General features: G+C 69.0%; 18 protein-coding genes. 5 read left to right on the top strand and 13 right to left on the bottom strand.

The window, feature by feature from the left end:
• Complete coding sequence (locus AVJ23_RS05985; RefSeq protein ID WP_058861236.1) at positions 1-948, top strand: 2-hydroxyacid dehydrogenase; 948 nt, start codon at positions 1-3, stop codon at positions 946-948.
• A 41-nt stretch (positions 949-989) separates the two neighbouring features.
• Here AVJ23_RS05985 and AVJ23_RS05980 read toward each other — a convergent pair whose 3' ends face one another.
• The 6 genes from AVJ23_RS05980 to AVJ23_RS05955 all read right to left on the bottom strand — a co-directional run bounded on the left by AVJ23_RS05980 (position 990) and on the right by AVJ23_RS05955 (position 6,718).
• Positions 990-1,559, bottom strand: coding sequence for a PAN domain-containing protein (locus tag AVJ23_RS05980; protein ID WP_058861235.1), 570 nt, complete (start codon positions 1,557-1,559; stop codon positions 990-992).
• Between the two features lie 74 nt (positions 1,560-1,633).
• Complete coding sequence (denD, locus tag AVJ23_RS05975; protein WP_058861234.1) at positions 1,634-2,596, bottom strand: D-erythronate dehydrogenase; 963 nt, start codon at positions 2,594-2,596, stop codon at positions 1,634-1,636.
• Positions 2,593-3,480 (bottom strand): sugar kinase, encoded by an 888-nt coding sequence (locus AVJ23_RS05970; protein ID WP_058861276.1) that lies wholly within the window; start codon positions 3,478-3,480, stop codon positions 2,593-2,595. The genes denD and AVJ23_RS05970 overlap by 4 nt, the downstream gene beginning before the upstream one ends.
• A 23-nt stretch (positions 3,481-3,503) precedes the next feature.
• Positions 3,504-4,628 carry a fumarylacetoacetate hydrolase family protein gene (locus AVJ23_RS05965; RefSeq protein ID WP_058861233.1) on the bottom strand — a complete coding sequence of 375 codons (1,125 nt, stop codon included), beginning with the start codon at positions 4,626-4,628 and terminating at the stop codon, positions 3,504-3,506.
• A gap of 115 nt (positions 4,629-4,743) precedes the next feature.
• Positions 4,744-6,123: an FAD-binding oxidoreductase gene (locus AVJ23_RS05960; RefSeq protein WP_058861232.1), complete on the bottom strand. Its 1,380-nt coding sequence runs from the start codon at positions 6,121-6,123 to the stop codon at positions 4,744-4,746.
• Positions 6,113-6,718: a LysE family translocator gene (locus AVJ23_RS05955; protein ID WP_058861231.1), complete on the bottom strand. Its 606-nt coding sequence runs from the start codon at positions 6,716-6,718 to the stop codon at positions 6,113-6,115. The genes AVJ23_RS05960 and AVJ23_RS05955 overlap by 11 nt, the downstream gene beginning before the upstream one ends.
• A gap of 177 nt (positions 6,719-6,895) precedes the next feature.
• Between AVJ23_RS05955 and AVJ23_RS05950 the strand changes: the two genes are divergently transcribed.
• Both AVJ23_RS05950 and AVJ23_RS05945 read left to right on the top strand, forming a co-directional pair.
• The gene (locus tag AVJ23_RS05950; RefSeq protein WP_058861230.1) at positions 6,896-7,657 is read left to right on the top strand and encodes an SDR family oxidoreductase; all 762 of its coding nucleotides are present in this window, start codon (positions 6,896-6,898) and stop codon (positions 7,655-7,657) included.
• Between the two features lie 49 nt (positions 7,658-7,706).
• Positions 7,707-8,624 carry an NAD(P)-dependent oxidoreductase gene (locus tag AVJ23_RS05945; protein WP_058861229.1) on the top strand — a complete coding sequence of 306 codons (918 nt, stop codon included), beginning with the start codon at positions 7,707-7,709 and terminating at the stop codon, positions 8,622-8,624.
• Between the two features lie 60 nt (positions 8,625-8,684).
• Here AVJ23_RS05945 and AVJ23_RS05940 read toward each other — a convergent pair whose 3' ends face one another.
• Complete coding sequence (locus tag AVJ23_RS05940; RefSeq protein WP_157772624.1) at positions 8,685-9,221, bottom strand: hypothetical protein; 537 nt, start codon at positions 9,219-9,221, stop codon at positions 8,685-8,687.
• Between the two features lie 77 nt (positions 9,222-9,298).
• On the opposite strand from AVJ23_RS05940, the gene AVJ23_RS05935 reads away from it, so the two are divergent.
• Positions 9,299-11,080: an IlvD/Edd family dehydratase gene (locus tag AVJ23_RS05935; protein ID WP_058861275.1), complete on the top strand. Its 1,782-nt coding sequence runs from the start codon at positions 9,299-9,301 to the stop codon at positions 11,078-11,080.
• 93 nt (positions 11,081-11,173) lie between these two features.
• Positions 11,174-11,911 (top strand): SDR family oxidoreductase, encoded by a 738-nt coding sequence (locus AVJ23_RS05930; RefSeq protein ID WP_058861227.1) that lies wholly within the window; start codon positions 11,174-11,176, stop codon positions 11,909-11,911.
• A 13-nt stretch (positions 11,912-11,924) separates the two neighbouring features.
• Here AVJ23_RS05930 and AVJ23_RS05925 read toward each other — a convergent pair whose 3' ends face one another.
• The 6 genes from AVJ23_RS05925 to AVJ23_RS05900 all read right to left on the bottom strand — a co-directional run bounded on the left by AVJ23_RS05925 (position 11,925) and on the right by AVJ23_RS05900 (position 18,263).
• Entirely contained in the window at positions 11,925-12,833 is a 909-nt protein-coding gene (locus AVJ23_RS05925; RefSeq protein ID WP_058861226.1) for a DMT family transporter, read from the bottom strand.
• Between the two features lie 7 nt (positions 12,834-12,840).
• The gene (locus AVJ23_RS05920; RefSeq protein WP_058861225.1) at positions 12,841-13,563 is read right to left on the bottom strand and encodes an SDR family oxidoreductase; all 723 of its coding nucleotides are present in this window, start codon (positions 13,561-13,563) and stop codon (positions 12,841-12,843) included.
• Positions 13,560-14,447 (bottom strand): NAD(P)-dependent oxidoreductase, encoded by an 888-nt coding sequence (locus AVJ23_RS05915; RefSeq protein WP_058861224.1) that lies wholly within the window; start codon positions 14,445-14,447, stop codon positions 13,560-13,562. Before AVJ23_RS05915 ends, AVJ23_RS05920 begins: the two co-directional genes overlap by 4 nt.
• Positions 14,444-15,511, bottom strand: a complete 1,068-nt coding sequence (locus tag AVJ23_RS05910) for a Gfo/Idh/MocA family protein (protein WP_058861223.1) — start codon at positions 15,509-15,511, stop codon at positions 14,444-14,446. Before AVJ23_RS05910 ends, AVJ23_RS05915 begins: the two co-directional genes overlap by 4 nt.
• A gap of 193 nt (positions 15,512-15,704) precedes the next feature.
• Complete coding sequence (locus tag AVJ23_RS05905; protein WP_058861222.1) at positions 15,705-17,195, bottom strand: UxaA family hydrolase; 1,491 nt, start codon at positions 17,193-17,195, stop codon at positions 15,705-15,707.
• Between the two features lie 117 nt (positions 17,196-17,312).
• Positions 17,313-18,263: a phytanoyl-CoA dioxygenase family protein gene (locus AVJ23_RS05900; RefSeq protein ID WP_240484536.1), complete on the bottom strand. Its 951-nt coding sequence runs from the start codon at positions 18,261-18,263 to the stop codon at positions 17,313-17,315.
• Positions 18,264-18,267 lie beyond the last annotated feature (4 nt).

Below are 18,267 nucleotides of genomic sequence, written 5' to 3'. Positions count from 1 at the left end.
ATGAGCGAAACACCACTTCTGATCTGCGGCGCGGGCTTCAAGCCCGAGGAACGCGACCGGCTTGCGGGGGCCTTCCCCGCGGCCTTCGTGAACGGGCCCGACGAGATGGGCAGCATCGAGAACGGCCTGCGCGCCGGGATCAAGGCCATCGCCTACAAGGGGCACAAGCCCTTCGGCGCGGCCGAGATGGACCTCTTTCCGCAGCTGGGGGTGATCGCGAATTACGGCGTGGGCTATGACGCGATCGACGTGGACGCGGCCAGCGCCCGCAGCATCGCGGTGACCAACACGCCCGACGTGCTGTCCGACGATGTGGCCGACATCGCCGTGGGCCTGATGATCGCGCAGGCGCGCTCCATGGTGCTGGGCCATGCGCATGTGCTGACCGGGCGCTGGGCCGAGCAGGGCGAGATGCCGCTCAACCGCAAGCTGTCGGGCTCGCGCGTGGGCATCGTCGGTCTGGGCCGGATCGGGCGCGAGATCGCCGACCGGCTGGCGGCGTTCAAGATGGACATCCATTACCATTCGCGCGCCGAGAAGGAGACGCCGGGCTGGACCTACCATGCCGACGTTGTGGGGCTGGCCGAGGCGGTGGATTTCCTTGTCATCGCGCTGGTCGGCGGGCCCGAGACCGAGAATTACGTCTCGAAGGCCGCGATCGACGCGCTGGGGCCGCGCGGCGTTGTGATCAACATCTCGCGCGGGACGACGGTGGACGAGGCCGCGCTGCTCGACGCGCTGGAACAGGGGCGCATCGCCGGGGCCGGGCTGGACGTCTTCCTGAACGAGCCGAACATCGACAAGCGCTTCCTGCGCCTGCCCAACGTGGTGCTGCAGCCGCACCAGGGCTCGGGCACGGTCGAGACGCGGACGGCCATGGCCGAGCTGCAGCTGGAAAACGTCGCCTGCTTCCTGCGCGGCGAGCCTCTGAAGACCCCGGTCAACTGAGACCGCGCGCGGGACGGGCGACCCCGTCCCGCGCCACGCGATCACCGGCGATCACAGGTGTAGTGGTCATAGGGATCGCCGCCATAATCATGTTTCAGCGCCGCCTCGCGCATACCCACGTCCTGCACGTAGCAGGTACCGGTGGCGCGTTCGTAGTCGATGCTGCGGCACCAGTCGCGGGTCGCGCAGGCGGCCTGGCATTGCGCCAGTGACAGATCGGCCAGCGTCTCGGTATTGTGGCCCGGGATGCCGGCATCGGGCACCGCCACAAAGCTGCAGGCACCCTGGCCGGGGCGCGGCGGCTCGTCCTCGCCGCCGCTGCGGGTCAGGCAGGTGAAATGGTCGTAGGGATCGCCGGCATAGGCACGGTTCAGATCGGCGTCCTGCATCCCGGCCGATTGCAGGAAGCAGCGCCCGGCGTCCCGCTCGTAATCGACGCTGCGGCACCAGCTGCGCCCGGAGCAGGCCGCCATGCAGGCCGCCGCCGAGGGCAGCGAAAGGATCTCATCGTTGAAGCCCGGCAGCCCCGCTTCGGGCACCGCGACGAACAGGCAGTCGGTCGCAAGGGCGGGCGTGGCCCAGAGCAGGGCGGCGGCAAGAAGGTTGCGCATGGAACACCTCCGGCGACGGGACGCGGCATCATAGCACGCATCCCGCCTTGCACCAAAGGCGCGGGTGTCCCCGGTCAGCGCTGGATGTCGTCTTCCAGGAAGTAGCGGATATTGTCCTCGAAGCTTTCATCGGCCTCCAGCCCCAGCTGCAGCGCCTTTTCGGGGCGGATGTCCATGCGCCAGCCCTCGAGGATCGCGGCCAGTTCGGGCTGCGGCTCCCAGGTGATGCGGCTGGCGGGCTCCGGCCCGGCCACGGCGGTCATCGCGTCGACCATTTGGCCGATGGTCCAGACCCGGCCCGGCATGGTCATCGACGGGCATTTCCCCAGCGCCGCCTGCTCCAGTTCGGCCCCCTTGATCAGGTTCTCGACGCATTTGCGCGGGCTGAGGTAGAAATGCGGGAAATCGCGATCCACCGGGCAATTGGCGCTCTGCCCCTGCAGCGGCTCGCGGAAGATCGAGGACATGAAGCCCGAGGCCGCCCGGTTCGGCTTGCCCGGCCGGATCGAGATCGTGGGCAGCCGGAAGCCGCGCCCGTCGACGAAGCCGCGCCGCGAATAGTCGTTCAACAGGATCTCGCCGATCGCCTTCTGCGCCCCGTAGGAGATCTGCGGGTTGAGCGCCGAGTGATCGGTGAAGGGCTGCGGCACCTCGCCGCCGAAGACCGCGATGGACGAGGTGAAGACGACGACGGGCTTCGTTCCCAGCGCGCGGCAGCGTTCCAGAACGTTCTTCGTGCCATCGACATTGATCCGGTAGCCGAGGTCGAAATCCTCCTCGGCCTGGGCCGAGACGACCGCGGCCAGGAGAAAGATCACGTCCGTGTCCGCGTCGATCACCCGCTCCATCGAGGCGGGATCCGAGATGTCGCAGGTCGCGGTCTCGACCGGGAAGGGGGCGTCGAAGACCGGGGCCTCGGCCATGTCCGCCAGCACCAGGCGCGAGATCGGCGCACCGCGCAGCTCGCCGCGCGCGGCCAGCGCCTTGCCTAGTTTCTGCCCGACGACTCCGCCGCCGCCGATGATCAGGACCTTCATGTATCGTCTCCTTCGAATATTTCAGGGGCCAGCGCGCCACGGCGCTGGATGACCTCGGCCGCCAGTTCGGCCGCACGCCGCGTGGCCTCGGCCAGCAGCGCGCCGGTCGCCCGCGCGGCCAGGAAGCCCGCGCCGAAGCTGTCGCCGGCCGCGGTGCTGTCCACCACTTTCGCGATGGCGGGCGGGTCGTGCCGGACCAGGCCCTCGTCCTCGGACCAGACATGGCAGGTCTCGGACCCGTTCTTGACGGCGACGCAGCGCGCGCCGCCCGCGCGGTAGCGCGCGATCGTGTCCTCGGGGGTGGTGTCGCCGAAGGCCAGCACCTCCTCGTCGAAGGAGGGCATGACCGTGTCCGAGACCGAGGCGCCCAGCGTCAGCCCCTCGGCCATGGCGGCCGGGCTTTCCCAGAGCCGCGGGCGCAGGTTGGTGTCGAAGGCCACATGTGCGCCGGCCTTGCGCGCGCGCTCCAGCGCGGCGCAGAAGCGCTGTCGCGCCTCGGGTGGCAGGATGGCCAGCGTGATGCCCGAGAACTGCACCATGTCGCGCCCGGCCAGAACGCTGTCCAGCCAGTCGGCATCCTGGCCCAGGTCGCGCGCCGCGGATTGCCCGCGCCAATAGGTGAAGCTGCGCTCGCCGTCGCGGGTCTGGATCATGTAGAGCCCGACCGTCCGGTCCGGCACCCGGCGGATCGTCTCCGTGCCGATGCCCTGTTCGGCGATGAAGGACAGCATCTCGTCCGAGATCGCGTCCTTGCCCACCCAGGTGGCATAGCTTACGTCCCAGTCGGCGGGCAGCAGGCGCCGCACGTACCAGGCCGTGTTGAACGTGTCGCCGGCAAAGCCGCGCCGGAAGAACCCTGCCTCGGCCGGCGCCAGCTCGACCATGATTTCCCCGATGCCCAGATAGTTCACAGCAGCCCCCGTTCCGAAAGGTTGCGCATCAGCGCCGCGGTCCCGAAGGTCCAGGGCGGACATTCGGTCGACAGGCGCACCGTGTTGACCAGCTCGCCCAGCTGCGGCTCGCGGATCGAGACAACGTCGCCCAGCTTGTGGGTGAAGCCCTGTCCGGGCGCGTCGCGATCCTGCACGGGCGCGAAAAGCGTGCCAAGGAACAGGAAGACCCCGTCAGGGTACTGGTGATGCCGCCCGATGGTCTGCGCCACGAGGTCGGCCGGCCGGCGCGAGATCGCCGTCATCGAGGAATGCCCGTCCAGCACGAACCCGTCCTCGCCGGTGACCTTCAGGGTCAGCTCGGCCCGTTCTACGTCGGCCATGGAATAGCCGTCGTCGAAGAGGCGCAGGAAGGGGCCGATCGCGCAAGAGCCGTTATTGTCCTTGGCCTTGCCCAGCAGCAGCGCCGAGCGCCCCTCGACATCGCGCAGGTTGACATCGTTGCCCAGCGTCGCGCCCAGGATCGTGCCGCGCGAATTGACCGCCAGCACGATCTCGGGCTCGGGGTTGTTCCAGGACGAGATCGGGTGCAGCCCGACCTCGGCGCCATGGCCCACGGCGGCCATGGGCGGGCACTTGGTGAAGACCTCGGCATCCGGGCCGATCCCCACCTCGAGATATTGCGACCAGAGCCCCTCGGCCTGCATCAGGCGCTTCACCTCGGCCGCCTTCTCGCTGCCCGGCGTGATGCCCGAGAGACTGTCGCCGATCGCCGTGCGGACCTTCTTGCGGATCGCGTCCGCCCTGTCGGGATCGCCCGCGGCCTGTTCCTCGATGACACGCTCGACCATGCTGTCGGCAAAGGTCACGCCCGAGGCCTTGATCGTCTGCAGGTCGGGCGGGGCGAGCCATGTCACGGCCGGGTCGAGATCCGACAGCGGCCCCAGATCCTCGCCCGGCGCGCCCCGGACGATCGAGACGGGATCATCCTGTTCCAGCAGGTCGCGCAGCGTCGGCGTCTCGCGCGAGGTGATGTCGATCACGGATCCCTCGCGCAGGGTGACGAGGGCGGGGCCGATGCCGGGGCGGTGGATGCGGCCGACCAGCGTGGCGTCGGGTGGGGGCGGGGCAATCGGTGTCATGCGGATCTCCTGCGGTTGAGCCGGGCGGAGCAAAAATTTTGAGAAAAATTTTTGCAAATTCCTTCCCAAGGAATTTGGTCGGCGCGGATGGATGGGTCGGACGAGGAAGCCATGGTCAGGCCGGTCCGTCGGGCAGCATCTTGCCCGGGTTGAGGATGCCGTTGGGGTCGAAGGCCTGCTTGATGGCGCGCATGTAGGTAAGGGCCGGCCCGTGTTCGGCCGCCATGAAGCCCTGTTTGCCGATGCCGATCCCGTGCTCGCCGCTGACGGTGCCGCCAAGGCGCAGCGCGGTCTCTCCCAGCGCATGGCTGAACTCGGCCGCGCGGGCCATCTCGGCGGGATCGTCGGGGTCCACGGAGAGCCCGGCATGGAAATTGCCGTCGCCCACATGGCCCACGATCGTGCAGCTCAGCCCCAGTCGTTCGGCATCGCACTGCGCCTGAAGCACCCCTTCGGCCAGCTGCGAGATCGGCACGCAGATATCGGTGGCCCAGACGCGCCCGCCCTTGCGCAGCGCGGCCGAGGCGTAATGCGCATTGTGGCGCATGCGCCAGAGCGCGGTGCGGTCCTCGGGCCGTGTCGCGCTCTGCCAGCCATCGGCGCCGAACTCGGCCGCGATCCCGGCAAAGCTTTCGGCCTGCTCGGCAACGCTGGCCGCGCTGCCGTGGAACTCCAGGAACAGGTGCGGCTTCTCGGGCAGCCCGGCGCCGGCATGCAGGTTGAAGCCGCGCACCATCATGTGGTCGAGCAGTTCGATCCGCGCCATGGGCAGGCCCGACTGGATCGTCAGGATCACGCAGTTCACCGCGTCCTCGATGCTGTCGAAATGGCAGGTCGCGGCCGAGATCGCCTCGGGCTGGCCCTGCAGGCGCAGCGTCAGCTCGGTGATGATGCCCAGCGTCCCCTCGGAGCCCACCAGCAGGTGGGTCAGGTCGTAGCCGGTGGAGGATTTCCGCGCCCGGCTGCCGGTGCGGATCACAGTGCCGTCGGCCATCACCGCCTCGAGCGCCAGCACCGCATCGCGCATCGTGCCGTAGCGCACCGCCGTGGTGCCCGAGGCCCGCGTCGCCGCCATCCCGCCCAGCGTGGCATCCGCCCCCGGATCGACCGGGAAGAACAGCCCCGTGTCGCGCAGCGCCGTGTTCAGCGTCTGCCGTGTCAGCCCGGGCTGCACGGTACAGTTCAGATCCTCGGCGCTGATCGCCCGCACCTTGTTCATGCGCCCCATGTCCAGGCTGATCCCGCCCTGCAGCGGCAGGTGCTGGCCTTCGAGCGAGGAGCCCGCGCCGCAGGCTGTGACCGGGCAGCCGGTCTCGTGGCAGATCGTCAGGATCTCCGACACCTCTTGCGTGCTCTCGGGATAGGCGACGGCCTCGGGCAGGGCCTCGGGGTAATGGCTTTCGTTCTGGCCATGCAGGCGGCGATCGGCCTGCGAGTTGACCAGCCGGTCACCTAGAAGCGCGGCCAGGCGCGACAGCGCGGTCTCATGCGGCATGGTTGTTCAGTCCCGAAGCGATGGCCAGCGCGACGACGGCAAGCATCGAGGCGGCCATGAGGTAGTTGATGCGGCGCTGGGTGCGGTCCGACAGGTTCAGCCGGTGCAGGCTGGCCCCGGCCCAGAGCCAGGCGAGATGGATCGGGATCCAGATTGCGTTGACGATGACCAGCTTCGAGGCGGTCTCGACCGCGAGGCTGGTTCCGGCAAAGGGGAAGCCCGCGAAGAGCGTGGTGTTGACCGCGTAGGCCTTGGGGTTGATCGCCTGCAGTGCCAGCCCCGCGGCGAGGGCGGGCGGCGCCTTGGCCTCTATGAAGGCGACGCGCGTGCCGGCAAAGGCGATGCGCGACGCGAGGTAGACGAGATAGGCGATCGAGGCCACCATCAGCACGCTGCGCACGACCGGCACGGAAAGCACCACCGCCGCCACGCCGGTGATCACCGCCAGCGCCACGATATTGGTGCCGATGAACAGCCCCAGCACATAGGCCAGCGTCGCGCGAAACCCGTAGGCCGCGCCCAGCCCGGCGGTGGACAGCACGCCGGGGCCCGGCGTGACGATCAGGAAAAAGACCGCGGCGGCGAAGCTCAGCATGGCGGGCCAGCCTGTGCCTGCCGCGCCCGGGCGCCGTTTGGTGACATGGGTGTTCCTCCCTGCGGGCGGGATGGTTGCACGCCGGCCCGAATGGTATACCATTTGCGAAGAAAAAGGGTCTGCCCGGGATTGTCAATGCCTGCAGGGGCATCGCGGCCGGACCGTCAGGGAGGGATCATGACACTGTTCGATCTGACCGGCCGCCGCGCTCTGGTGACCGGGTCGTCCATGGGCATCGGCTTGGCACTGGCGCGCGGGTTGGCCGCGGCCGGCGCCACCGTGGTGCTGAACGCGCGCAACCCCGAGCGGCTGGAGGAGGCGGCCGAGGCCCTGCGCGCCGAGGGTGCGAGCGTCGACACGCTGGTCTTCGACGTGACCGATGCACAGGCCGTGCGCGAGGCCGTGGATGGCTACGAGGCCGACAACGGGCCGATCGACATCCTCGTCAACAATGCCGGGATGCAGCACCGCACCCCGCTCGAGGAGTTCCCGACCGAGGATTTCGACCGGCTGATGCGCACCAACGTGAACTCGGTCTTCTACGTGGGGCAGGCCGTGGCGCGCCACATGATCGACCGTGGCGCGGGGCGGATCATCAACATCGCGTCGGTGCAGAGCGCGCTGGCCCGGCCCGGCATCGCGCCCTACACGACCTCGAAAGGGGCGGTGACCAACCTGACCAAGGGCATGGCCACCGACTGGGCGCGGCACGGGCTGAACTGCAATGCCATCGCGCCGGGCTATTTCGACACGCCGCTGAACAAGGCGCTGGTCGAGAACCCCGAGTTCTGCGCCTGGCTGGAAAAGCGCACTCCCGCCGGCCGCTGGGGCCGGGTCGAGGAGCTGGTCGGCGCCTGCGTCTTCCTTGCCTCGGACGCGGCAAGCTTTGTCAACGGGCACACGCTGTTCGTGGATGGCGGCATCACCGCCAGCCTCTGAGCGGACGCGGGCGACAGGGCCCGCAAGGCGATTTCTACGGGAGGACAAGATGAGCGAGAAACCGACGATCGGCTTCATCGGCGTGGGCCTGATGGGCCACGGCATGGCAAAGAACATCCTGCAGGCCGGCTATCCGCTGGTCATCAAGGGCAACCGCAACCGCGCGCCGGTGGAGGACCTTGTGGGGCAGGGCGCCACCGAGGTGGGCAGCCCGCGCGAGATGGCGGAACGCTGCGACGTGATCCATCTCTGCCTGTCCAACGCGCCGCAGGTGGAAAGCGTATTTCACGGGCCCGACGGCATCCTCGCCGGGGCGCGGCCCGGGCTGATCGTCATCGACTGCTCGACTTCGGATCCGAACGTGACGCTGGCGCTGGCCGCGGCTCTGGGCGAGGCGGGCGGCAAGATGGTCGACGCGCCGCTGGGCCGCACCCCGAAAGAGGCCGAGGCCGGCACGCTGGACACGATGGTCGGCGCCGAGGCCGAGGTGTTCGACTGCGTCCAGCCGATCCTGTCCTGCTGGGCGGGCAACATCAACCACGTGGGCGGGGTCGGTGACGGGCACAAGATGAAGCTGCTGATGAACCTGATCTCGATGTCCTATGCCGCGCTCTATGCCGAGGTCACGGCGCTGGGCGCCAAGGTGGGCATCGCGCCGGCCACGGTGCAGAAGGTGATCGGGTCCAGCCGTCTCGGCAACGGATTCTTCGATACCTTCATGTCCTACGCGGTGGATCGCGACCGCGACGCGCACAAGTTCACCATCGAGAACGGCTCGAAGGACGTGCGCTATGCCAACAGCATGGCGGCCGAGGCCGGGGCCCTGTCGCTGATCGCCTCGGCCACGCACCAGTACCTGACCCATGCCGAGGCCATCGGCCATGCGCAGGATTACGTGCCGATGCTGGCCGATCACGTGGCGCGCCTGAACGGGGTCGACCTGGAGGAGGAGGCGTCCAAGCGCTAGGCGCCGGCCCAGCGGGCCGGTCCAAGACCGCCGCCCGCACCCCTGCGGGTTCCTGCCTTGTCAGTCCTGCCCGGTCCCGGGATCGGGCAGGCGGGCCACCAGCCGGATATAGGCCAGCCCGGCGGCGGTGGCGGCGCAGCGCGCCTCCTGCAGCAGCACGTCCTCGGCCGGGGTCTCGCGCAGGCGGGCAAGCTCTTCCAGCCGGTCGCATTGCAGCAGGCTGGCCAGCAGGTCGTACTTGACCTCGATCCCGGCCAGCGCCGCGATCTGCTCGGGCGCCGTCTCGCGCAGCGTGGCCATGCGCGCGGCGATCGCCCCGGACCAGTCCTGCCGCGCGGTCTCGAAACACAAGGAGGCGACCATCTTCGTCTCGGCCGGGACGGCCAGGCAGGGCGCATGCGCCGCCTCGACGCAGCCCGTGGGGGCGGCCCCGCGCGCCAAGGCCTCCTCGACACAGGCGCGCGTGGCCGCGGGATCGATCCGCTCGGGCTCCTGCGCTGCGGCGGGGCCGGCAAGGGCGAGGGCCAGAAGGGCCGCGGCGGCGTGCTGCATGTGCTTGTCTCCGGTGGCGCAGGGGATGCGCTCAATGCCTTGCATTTGGTATACCAAACAGGAAAGCTGTGTCCAGCAATCCGCGGCCCAGATTCGATGGCCGCGCAGCCGAGGAGACCAAGATGTCAGACACACGCGCGAACAAGCGGTTCCGCTCGCAGGAATGGTTCGACAATCCGAACAACCCGGGCATGACGGCGCTCTATCTCGAGCGCTACCAGAACCAGGAATACACGCGTGACGAGCTGCAGGGCGACCGGCCGGTGATCGGGATCGCCAATACCGGCAGCGACCTTGCCCCCTGCAACAAGATCCATGTCTTCCTGATGGACCGGATCAAGGCGGGCATCCGCGATGCCGGTGGCGTGCCGATGGAATTCCCGGTCCACCCGATCCAGGAGACCGGCAAGCGCCCGACCGCGGCGCTGGACCGCAACCTGGCCTATCTCAGCCTCGTCGAGGTGCTGCATGGCTACCCGATCGACGGGGTGGTGCTGACGACGGGCTGCGACAAGACCACGCCGGCCATGCTGATGGGGGCCGCCACGGTGGACCTGCCGGCCATCGCGCTCAATGGCGGGCCGATGCTGGACGGCTGGTGGAAAGGCAAGCGCGCGGGCTCGGGCACGATCGTCTGGGAAAGCCGCCGCCTGCTGGCCGAGGGCAAGATCGACTACGAGGAGTTCATGAGCCGGGTCTGCTCCTCGGCGCCCAGCCTCGGCCATTGCAACACGATGGGCACGGCCAGCACGATGAACGCCATGGCCGAGGCGCTGGGCATGTCGCTGACTGGCAACGCGGCGATCCCGGCGCCCTTCCGCGAGCGCATGGGCATGGCCTTCGAGACCGGCCGGCGCATCGTTCAGATGGTGCTGGACGACCTCAAGCCCTCCGACATCCTGACCCGCGAGGCCTTCGAGAACGCCATCGTCGTCAACGCGGCGATCGGCGGCTCGACCAACGCGCCGCCGCACCTGCAGGCCGTGGCACGCCATGCCGGGGTCGACCTGAACGTCAAGGACTGGGAGACGGTGGGCTTCGACGTGCCGCTGCTGGTCAACATGCAGCCGGCGGGCGAATACCTGGGCGAAAGCTTCTTCCGCGCGGGCGGCGTGCCGGCGGTGATGGGCGAGCTGATGAAGGCCGGGCGGCTGCATGGCGGTGCGATGACGGCCACGGGCAACACGATGGGCGTCAACCTGGCCGGGATCGAGAGCGCCGATACCGAGGTGATCAAGACCCATGACGCGCCGATGCGCACCAAGGCCGGATTCAAGGTGCTCTCGGGCAACCTCTTCGACAGCGCCCTGATGAAGACCAGCGTGATCTCGGAGGATTTCCGTCGCCGCTTCCTGTCGGAGCCCGGCAAGGAGGACACGTTCGAGGCGCGCGCCATCGTCTTCGAGGGGCCCGAGGATTACCACGACCGGATCAACGACCCCGCGCTGGAGATCGGCGAGGATTGCATCCTGTTCATCCGCAACGTGGGCTGCGTGGGCTATCCCGGCTCGGCCGAGGTGGTGAACATGCAGCCGCCCGACGCGCTGATCAAGGCGGGCATCAACCACCTGCCCACCGTGGGGGACGGGCGCCAGTCCGGCACCTCGGAAAGCCCCTCGATCCTGAACGCCTCGCCCGAATCCGTGGTCGGCGGCGGGCTGGCCTACCTGCAGACCGGCGACCGGGTGCGGCTGGACCTGAACGACTCGTCGATGAACGCGCTGGTGGACGAGGTCGAATGGGCACGCCGCAAGGCCGAGTGGCAGCTCCCCGAGATCCGCAGCCAGACGCCGTGGCAGGAGATCTACCGCACCCATGTCGGCCAGCTGGCCGAGGGGGGGTGCCTGGAGCTGGCCACCGCCTACCAGAAGGTGGGCCGGGACCTGCCGCGCGACAACCACTGAACCGGGCGCCGGCAAATTCCATGCATGGAATTTGCAAATCCTGTGCACAGGATTTGGCGCCCCTCACGACCTGACGACCAAAGGAGACGCGCGATGGCGCAGACGATCATCATCACCGGCGGGGCCCGCGGCATCGGCAAGGCCACGGCCGAGGCCTTCCTCGCGGCGGGCTGGAATGTCGGCATTGTCGGCCGGACCGAGGCCACGGTGGCCGAGATGGCCGACAGCCACGAGAACGCGCTGGCGCTGCCCTGCGACGTGGTGGACGAGGCGCAGGTCGAGGCCGCCTTCGACCGCGCGCTCGAGACCTGGGGCCGCATCGACTGCCTGTTCAACAATGCCGGCGTGTCCGTCATGGGCGGGCCCGTGGACGAGATCCCGGTGGAGGATTTCCGGCGCTGCCTCGAGATCAACGTGACCGGCTCGTTCATCTGTGCCCGCGCCGCCTTCGGGCGGATGCGGCGGCAGGACCCGCAGGGCGGGCGGATCATCAACAACGGCTCGGTCTCGGCCTACGTGCCGCGCTGGGGTTCGGCGCCCTATACTGCCTCCAAGCACGCGATCACCGGGCTGACCCGGTCGCTGTCGCTGGACGGGCGGCCCTACAACATCGCCTGCGGCCAGATCGACATTGGCAATGCGCTGACGGACATGGCCGCCAAGATGACCAAGGGCGTGCCGCAGGCGGATGGCTCCATGGCGGTGGAGCCGGTGATGGACGTGGCGAACGTGGCGTCCTCGGTGCTGCACATGGCCTCGCTGCCGCTCGAGGCCAATGTGCAGTTCATGACCGTCATGGCCAGCGCCATGCCCTATATCGGGCGCGGCTGAGCCCGCCGCCCCTTCAGCGTGTCGCCGGCACCGGCCGGCGCACGCGGCCGCGGGTGGCGCGCTCGCGCTGCCAGATATAGAGGCCCGAGGCCACGATGATCGCGCCACCGCCCAGCGTCCACAGCGTGGGCCAGCTGTCGAACAGCACGATCCCCGCCACCGCCGCCAGCACGATCTGGATGTAGATCACCGGCGCCAGGATCGAGGCATCCGCCCAGCGATGCGCCGTGGTCACGGCGATATGCCCGCCCGCGCCGAAACAGCCGATCAGGCAGAAGGCGATCCAGGCATCGCCCTCGGGCCAGACCCAGTTGCCCAGCACGAAGGGCATCAGCGCCGTCGCCGCGATCCCCGAGGACCAGATCTGCTGCGTGGCATTGGCCTCGACTCCCGCCAGCTTGCGCGTCATGATGAAATAGAGCGAAGCCATGGTCAGCGCGCCCAGCGACAGCAGCATGGCCGGGTGGAACTCGGCCCCCCAGGGCTGCATGACCACCAGCACGCCCACGAACCCCATGCAGACGGCCAGGATGCGCCGCAACCCCACCGTCTCGCCCAGAAGCGGGATGGCCAGCAGGGTGACCACGATGGGCCCGGCGAACATGATCGTGGTGGTGACCGTCAGCGGCAGGTATTGCAGCGCGGTGAAGTTCAGCGCCGTGCTGCCCAGCAGGAAGACCGAGCGCATCACCTGTCGCAGCGGTGCGTTGGAGCGGAAGCTGCCCGGATCGCGCAGCCCGAACAGCAACACCGCCACGATGAAATGGCCGGTATAGCGCGCAAAGACCACCTGCAGCGCCGGCAGGCCCGACAGGATCAGCCACTTGGCCGAGCTGTCGATGCAGGTGAAGCCGGTGACGGCCAGCGCCATCATCAGCACGCCGGCGCCGGTGCGCTCCTCGACGGGTTCGGGACGGCTCACCTCGGGCTCACACCGTCATGCCGCCATCGATCGCGATGCACTGCCCCGTCATGTAGCGGCTCTCGTCCGAGCCGAGATAGACCGCCAGGTCCGCGATCTCCTGCGCCTCGCCGATGCGGCCCATGGGCTGGCGGGCGATGAACTGGGTCATCGCGGTCTCGTAATCGCCGGTGGCGCGCAGCCGCTCGTGCAGGCTGGGGCTGTCTACGGTGCCCGGCGCGATGGCGTTGCAGCGCACCCCTTGGGTGATCACGTCGCGGGCCACGGCCTTCGTCAGCCCGATCACCGCCGCCTTGGACGTGCCATAGACGAACCGGTTGGGCACGCCCAGCATGGAGGAGGCGACCGAGGCGATGTTGATGATCGCGCCGCTGCCCCGGTCGGTCATGCCGGGCAGCGCGGCCTGGATCGCGTGCATCTGCGCGCGCACGTTGAGATCCATGGCGAAGTCGAACTCGGCATCCGTGGCCTCGAGGATCGTGCCGGCATGCACGACACCCGCGCAGTTGACCAGGATGTCGGCAGATGCTTCGCGCACCGCGCCCTGCAGCGCGTCGCGGTCCAGCACGTCCAGCGCAAAGCTGCGCGCGACCTCCAGCCCCTCCAGCAGCTCCGGCTTGAGATCGGTCGCGATGACCTCGGCGCCCTCGCGCGCAAAGGTCTCGGCGATGGCGCGGCCGATCCCCTGGCCCGCGGCGGTGACGAAAGCGCGTTTTCCCTGCAGTCTCATTGGGTCTTCCTCAAGTTCCGTGACATCCAGTCCACCATTTCCGGCACCATCAGCGCCCCGTCGCCGGTCTCGATCGCGGCCCCCAGCGCATCGGCCGCACCGCCCGAGAGCCGGCTGTCGAGGCCAAGGTCCGCCATCATCTGCCGGTAATAGCCGACATCCTTGGCCCCGTTGGCCACCGAGAAGGCGAGGTCGATCTGGCCCTCCACCGCGTAGTTGCGGATGAATTCCATCATGCCCGAGCGGTTGGGTCCGGCCCCGATCACGTTGAAAAGATCGTCGCGCCCGATCCCCGCGGCATCGGCGGCGGCAAAGGCCTCGGCCATGGCGGTGGCGGTGGTCATGGCGAAGAAGTTGTTGATCAGCTTGATCGTGTGCCCGTTGCCAAGCGCGCCCAGGTGAAAGACATTCTCGCCCAGCACGTCGAGCACCGGGCGCACCCGGTCGAAGGTGGCGCGGTCGCCGGCGCACATGATGTTGAGCGCGCCCTTCTGGGCATGGGCCGGGGTGCGGCCCAGCGGCGCGTCGAGATAGACCGCCCCGCGTTCGGCGAGATCGGCGCCGATCTTCTTGGTCGAGGCGGGCAGGGAGGTGCCGAAATCGATCACCACCAGCCCCGGCCGCGCGGCCTCCAGCACACCGTCGGGGCCGTAGATGCGGCTCTCCACCTGCTCCGAGGTGCCCACGCAGAGCATCACGATGTCGCTGTCCTCGGCCAGGCTGCGGGCGGTCTCGGCCTCGTGGCCGCCGGCGGCCAGCACCTGCTCGAGGCCCGTGCGGTCGCGATTGGCCAGCCCCGTCAGCGGATAGCCCGCCGCCTGCAGGCAGCCCGCCATGGCACGGCCCATGAGGCCGAGGCCGATGAACCCGATCTTTTCCGTCATGTCGTCACTCCGTTATAGCTGTCAGGGACGTCTTCCGGCCGGACCGGCCGTCCCGTTTGGGCCGAAAGCGCGGCGGCAAGCGTCAGGCGCAGCGCCGCGCACCCGTCCGCGCCGGTGCAGAGCACCGGGTCGGTGCCGCCGGCGACCACCGCGGCAAACCGCGCCACCTGTGCCTCCAGCGGGTCGATGGGCGCGAAACCGGGACCGGCCCGGCGGGCCAGCGGGCGCGACCACTCGATCTCGCCCGGGCCGGCGCGACCCCAGATGGTGAGCGAGGGGAAGGCCAGCGCCCCCTCGGTGCCGACGATGCGCAGGTAATCCGCGCCGCTGCCCGCGATGGACGGGTTCTCGGCGCTGGCGGCCTCGAAGGCCCAAGGCGAGGCGGCGGCATCCGTGATCAGGAAGGATCCCAGCGCGCCATTGGCGAAGCGCAGGGTCAGCGCCGCGCTGTCCTCGATCACAAAGCCGCGCTGCGCCGAGGAGGTCAGCGCGCTCACCTCGGTGATCTCGCCCAAGAGGAAACGCATGAGGTCGAACTCATGCGACATGTTGCTCATCAGCGGACCATGCCCCGGCTGCCGGCGCCACTCCGCCTCGTAATAGCTGTCATGCTTGCGCAGCGCCCAGAGCCCCTGGATGCCGACCGGCATGCCGATCCCGGGCAGGGCATCGCGAGCGGCGGCGGTGAAGGGATGACAGCGGCGGTGATGGCCGGTGAAGAGCGGCAGGCCCAGACGCGCGGCCTCGGTCAGCAGCTGCTCAGCCTCGGCCGGGGTGCCGGCAAGCGGTTTCTCGACGATGATCGGCCAGCCGCGGGCCAGGCAGGCCTGCGCGACGGGCAGATGCGCGGCGGTGGGCGTGGCGATGATCGCCGCCCGGGTCTCCGGGTCCACCGCGTCGAGTTCGGCCGCGACCGGCAAGCCCGAAGCGGCCAGATCGGCGCGGGTCGCGGGATCAGACTCCACCACCGCGCTCAGGCGGGTGCGGTCACACCGTGTGACGACTTCGACATGGCGCCGCCCGATGGCACCGCCGCCGATGACGCAGACGGGCAGTGGGGTCATGCGCACGCTCCGATCCGGGCGGCCAAGATCCTTCGAAGGATCTTGCAAATGTCTTGCAAGACATTTGAGGCGCAGGTGGCAAGGGCCCGCGCCAAGGGCAGGACGGTGCGCGATGGCACGGCCGGGCGCCCAACGATTTTGGAAAATCGTTGCAAATTTCTTCGAAGAAATTTGTCCGTCCCGCCCCGGCGCATCACATCACGGCTCCGATCTGCCAGGGCACGAACTCGTAATCGCCCAGGCCCTGCGCTTCGGACTTGGTCATCTCGCCGCTGGCCACGCGCAGCCAGGTCTCGTAGATCTCGCGGCCGACCTCTTCGACGGACAGCCCCTCGCTCAGGATGCGCCCGGCATCGAGATCCATGTCCTCGGTCATCCGGCGATACATCTCGCTGTTGGTCGCGATCTTCATCGAGGGGCTGGGCTTGGCCCCGAAGGCCGAGCCACGCCCGGTGGTGAAGCACACGAGGTTGCAGCCCGAGGCGATCTGCCCGGTGACCGAGGCGGGGTCGTAGCCCGGACTGTCCATGAAGGTGAAACCCTTCGCGGTGACCGGCTCGGCATATTTATAGACGCCGGTCAGCGGCGTGGTGCCGCCCTTGGCCGCCGCGCCCAGCGATTTCTCGAGGATCGTGGTCAGCCCACCCTTCTTGTTGCCGGGCGAGGGGTTGTTGTCCATCGTGCCCTTGTTGCGGGCGGTGTAATCCTCCCACCAGCGGATCAGCTCGATCAGCTTCCCGCCCACCTCGGGCGTGGCGGCCCGCGCGGTCAGCAGGTGCTCGGCCCCGTAGATCTCGGGCGTCTCGGCCAGCACGCCGGTGCCGCCCTGCGCCACCAGCAGGTCGCAGGCATGGCCCACCGCCGGGTTCGCGGTGATCCCCGACCAGGCATCCGAGCCGCCGCATTGCAGCGCCACCATCAGCTCGGAGGCGGGGCAGGGTTCGCGCCGCGCCTCGTTCACCACGGGCAGCATGGCCTCGATCTTGGCGATGCCCAGCTCGATCGTCTTGCGCAGCCCGCCCACGTCCTGGATGTTCATCGACTGGAAGAGCGGGCCCGGCGTCAGCCCGTAGGCCTCGACCAGCCAGTCGATCTGGTTCATCTCGCAGCCCAGCCCCGCCATCAGCACGCCGCCCACGTTGGGATTGCGGGCATAGCCCCACATGACGCGCTGCAGCGCCTCGAACCCTTCGCCATCGCCGGCCATGCCGCAACCGGTGCCGTGCACGAAGGCCGCCACGCCATCGACATTGGGATAGGCGGCCAGCGTGTCGGGGGTGAAATGGGCCGCGATCTGGCGCGCGGCCGTGGCCGAGCAGTTCACCGAGGTCAGCACCGCGATGTAATTGCGCGTGCCCACCCGGCCCGAGGGCCGGCGATAGCCCTGGAACATGTCGGGCTCCGAGGCCGGCGTCACGGGGCGCAGATTGGTGCCGAACTCGTACTCGGTATCGACATTGCGGAAGTCGAGATTGTGGCTGTGCACATGGGCGCCCGCGGCGATGTCCTCGGCGGCATAGCCGATGACCTGCGCGTATTTCAGCACCGGCTGCCCCTTGGCAATGTCCGTGGCGGCCATCTTGTGACCGCGCGGGATCAGCTGCGTCGCCCCCTCGGTGCCGATCTCCAGCGGCACGGTGGCGGTGACGACATTGTCGGCCTCGGAAAGTCTGACGGTTTTCATGGCGGTCTCGTCTCGAATGATTGCGGGTTGGTTGGGGTGCCCCACGGCAGGGCGGGCCGGGAACGGCCTGAGGTCGGGTGTGCCCTGTCTACGCCCGGGGCGGGACGGACAAAAGGGTCAGGCGCAGGCGGGCGCGTCGTGCTGCCAGCGGTGGATCGGGATATGCGGCGCCGGGGCGAGCCGCGCCCGCGCCTCTTCCCAGAGCCCGCGCCAGGCGCGCCAGTCCCGCAGCGCGGTCGCGGGTGCCGCGTGCGAGCGTGCGGTGAAGGCGGGGAAATGCGCGCGGCCCGTGGGCTGGCCGGTCACATTGTAGCGGATGTCGAAGCTCCAGCGGAAATCTCCGGAGCAATTATCGAGAGAACTGTGCGGCGTCAGCGGGTGGAACAGTACCGCGCCGCCCGTCCGTACCGGCAGCGCGATGGCGCGGCTCTCGTCGAGATAGCCATCGGCGATGGCGGTCTGGCGCCTGGGGCAATGCGGGTACATGCGCGGGATGCCGGGCACGACCTGCAGGCAGCCGTTCTCCTCGGTCGCGTCCGAGATCGCCAGCCAGACCGTGACCATCGTGGTGGCGTCGCCCTCTTCATGGGCTACGGCGCGGTCCTGGTGCCAGTCGGTCGCCATGACATGGGCGCGCGCCTCGTCGCCGCGCAGCGTCTCGGCCGGGGGCTTGAGCCGGACATGCTGGATCGGGTTGGAGGTGATCTCGGGGCCGATCAGGTCCTCGACAAGATCCAGCAGACGCGGCGCGGTGATCATGTCGAAGACGGCGGGGCCGAAATGGAACGGGGTGTCGGCGCTGATCTCGCCGCCGGGCAGCGAGATGTCCATCGGCTGGAACCAGTCGCAGCCCGCGCGATAGGAGACCAGCAGCTTCTGCCAGAAATCGAGCCCTTCGCCCGGGGGCACACGGCCCTCGGCCTGCCAGCCGGCATAGAGCCTGTCGAGCAGTTCAGCATATTCGTGGCGCACCGCGTCCAGCACGGGGCGGGGCAGCACGTCCTCGATGACCAGGTAGCCCTCGGTCTCGAACTGGCGGATCTGCGTGTCACTGAGCACAAGCGGCATGAAA

The sequence above is a fragment of the Pseudoponticoccus marisrubri genome, assembly GCF_001482405.1.
GTDB lineage: Bacteria > Pseudomonadota > Alphaproteobacteria > Rhodobacterales > Rhodobacteraceae > Pseudoponticoccus > Pseudoponticoccus marisrubri.
This window is presented reverse-complemented; position numbering and strand designations above follow the sequence as displayed.

What these genes read in the sequence shown, in the direction of transcription:
- AVJ23_RS05955 (WP_058861231.1), bottom strand. Translation starts at nt 6,718, where the DNA reads ATGCTGAGCTTCGCCGCCGCGGTCTTTTTCCTGATCGTCACGCCGGGC.
- AVJ23_RS05940 (WP_157772624.1), bottom strand. Translation starts at nt 9,221, where the DNA reads ATGCAAGGCATTGAGCGCATCCCCTGCGCCACCGGAGACAAGCACATG.
- AVJ23_RS05985 (WP_058861236.1), top strand. Translation starts at nt 1, where the DNA reads ATGAGCGAAACACCACTTCTGATCTGCGGCGCGGGCTTCAAGCCCGAG.
- AVJ23_RS05960 (WP_058861232.1), bottom strand. Translation starts at nt 6,123, where the DNA reads ATGCCGCATGAGACCGCGCTGTCGCGCCTGGCCGCGCTTCTAGGTGAC.
- AVJ23_RS05905 (WP_058861222.1), bottom strand. Translation starts at nt 17,195, where the DNA reads ATGAAAACCGTCAGACTTTCCGAGGCCGACAATGTCGTCACCGCCACC.
- AVJ23_RS05945 (WP_058861229.1), top strand. Translation starts at nt 7,707, where the DNA reads ATGAGCGAGAAACCGACGATCGGCTTCATCGGCGTGGGCCTGATGGGC.
- AVJ23_RS05930 (WP_058861227.1), top strand. Translation starts at nt 11,174, where the DNA reads ATGGCGCAGACGATCATCATCACCGGCGGGGCCCGCGGCATCGGCAAG.
- AVJ23_RS05920 (WP_058861225.1), bottom strand. Translation starts at nt 13,563, where the DNA reads ATGAGACTGCAGGGAAAACGCGCTTTCGTCACCGCCGCGGGCCAGGGG.
- AVJ23_RS05950 (WP_058861230.1), top strand. Translation starts at nt 6,896, where the DNA reads ATGACACTGTTCGATCTGACCGGCCGCCGCGCTCTGGTGACCGGGTCG.
- denD (WP_058861234.1), bottom strand. Translation starts at nt 2,596, where the DNA reads ATGAAGGTCCTGATCATCGGCGGCGGCGGAGTCGTCGGGCAGAAACTA.
- AVJ23_RS05970 (WP_058861276.1), bottom strand. Translation starts at nt 3,480, where the DNA reads ATGGTCGAGCTGGCGCCGGCCGAGGCAGGGTTCTTCCGGCGCGGCTTT.
- AVJ23_RS05965 (WP_058861233.1), bottom strand. Translation starts at nt 4,628, where the DNA reads ATGACACCGATTGCCCCGCCCCCACCCGACGCCACGCTGGTCGGCCGC.
- AVJ23_RS05980 (WP_058861235.1), bottom strand. Translation starts at nt 1,559, where the DNA reads ATGCGCAACCTTCTTGCCGCCGCCCTGCTCTGGGCCACGCCCGCCCTT.
- AVJ23_RS05900 (WP_240484536.1), bottom strand. Translation starts at nt 18,263, where the DNA reads ATGCCGCTTGTGCTCAGTGACACGCAGATCCGCCAGTTCGAGACCGAG.
- AVJ23_RS05915 (WP_058861224.1), bottom strand. Translation starts at nt 14,447, where the DNA reads ATGACGGAAAAGATCGGGTTCATCGGCCTCGGCCTCATGGGCCGTGCC.
- AVJ23_RS05910 (WP_058861223.1), bottom strand. Translation starts at nt 15,511, where the DNA reads ATGACCCCACTGCCCGTCTGCGTCATCGGCGGCGGTGCCATCGGGCGG.
- AVJ23_RS05935 (WP_058861275.1), top strand. Translation starts at nt 9,299, where the DNA reads ATGTCAGACACACGCGCGAACAAGCGGTTCCGCTCGCAGGAATGGTTC.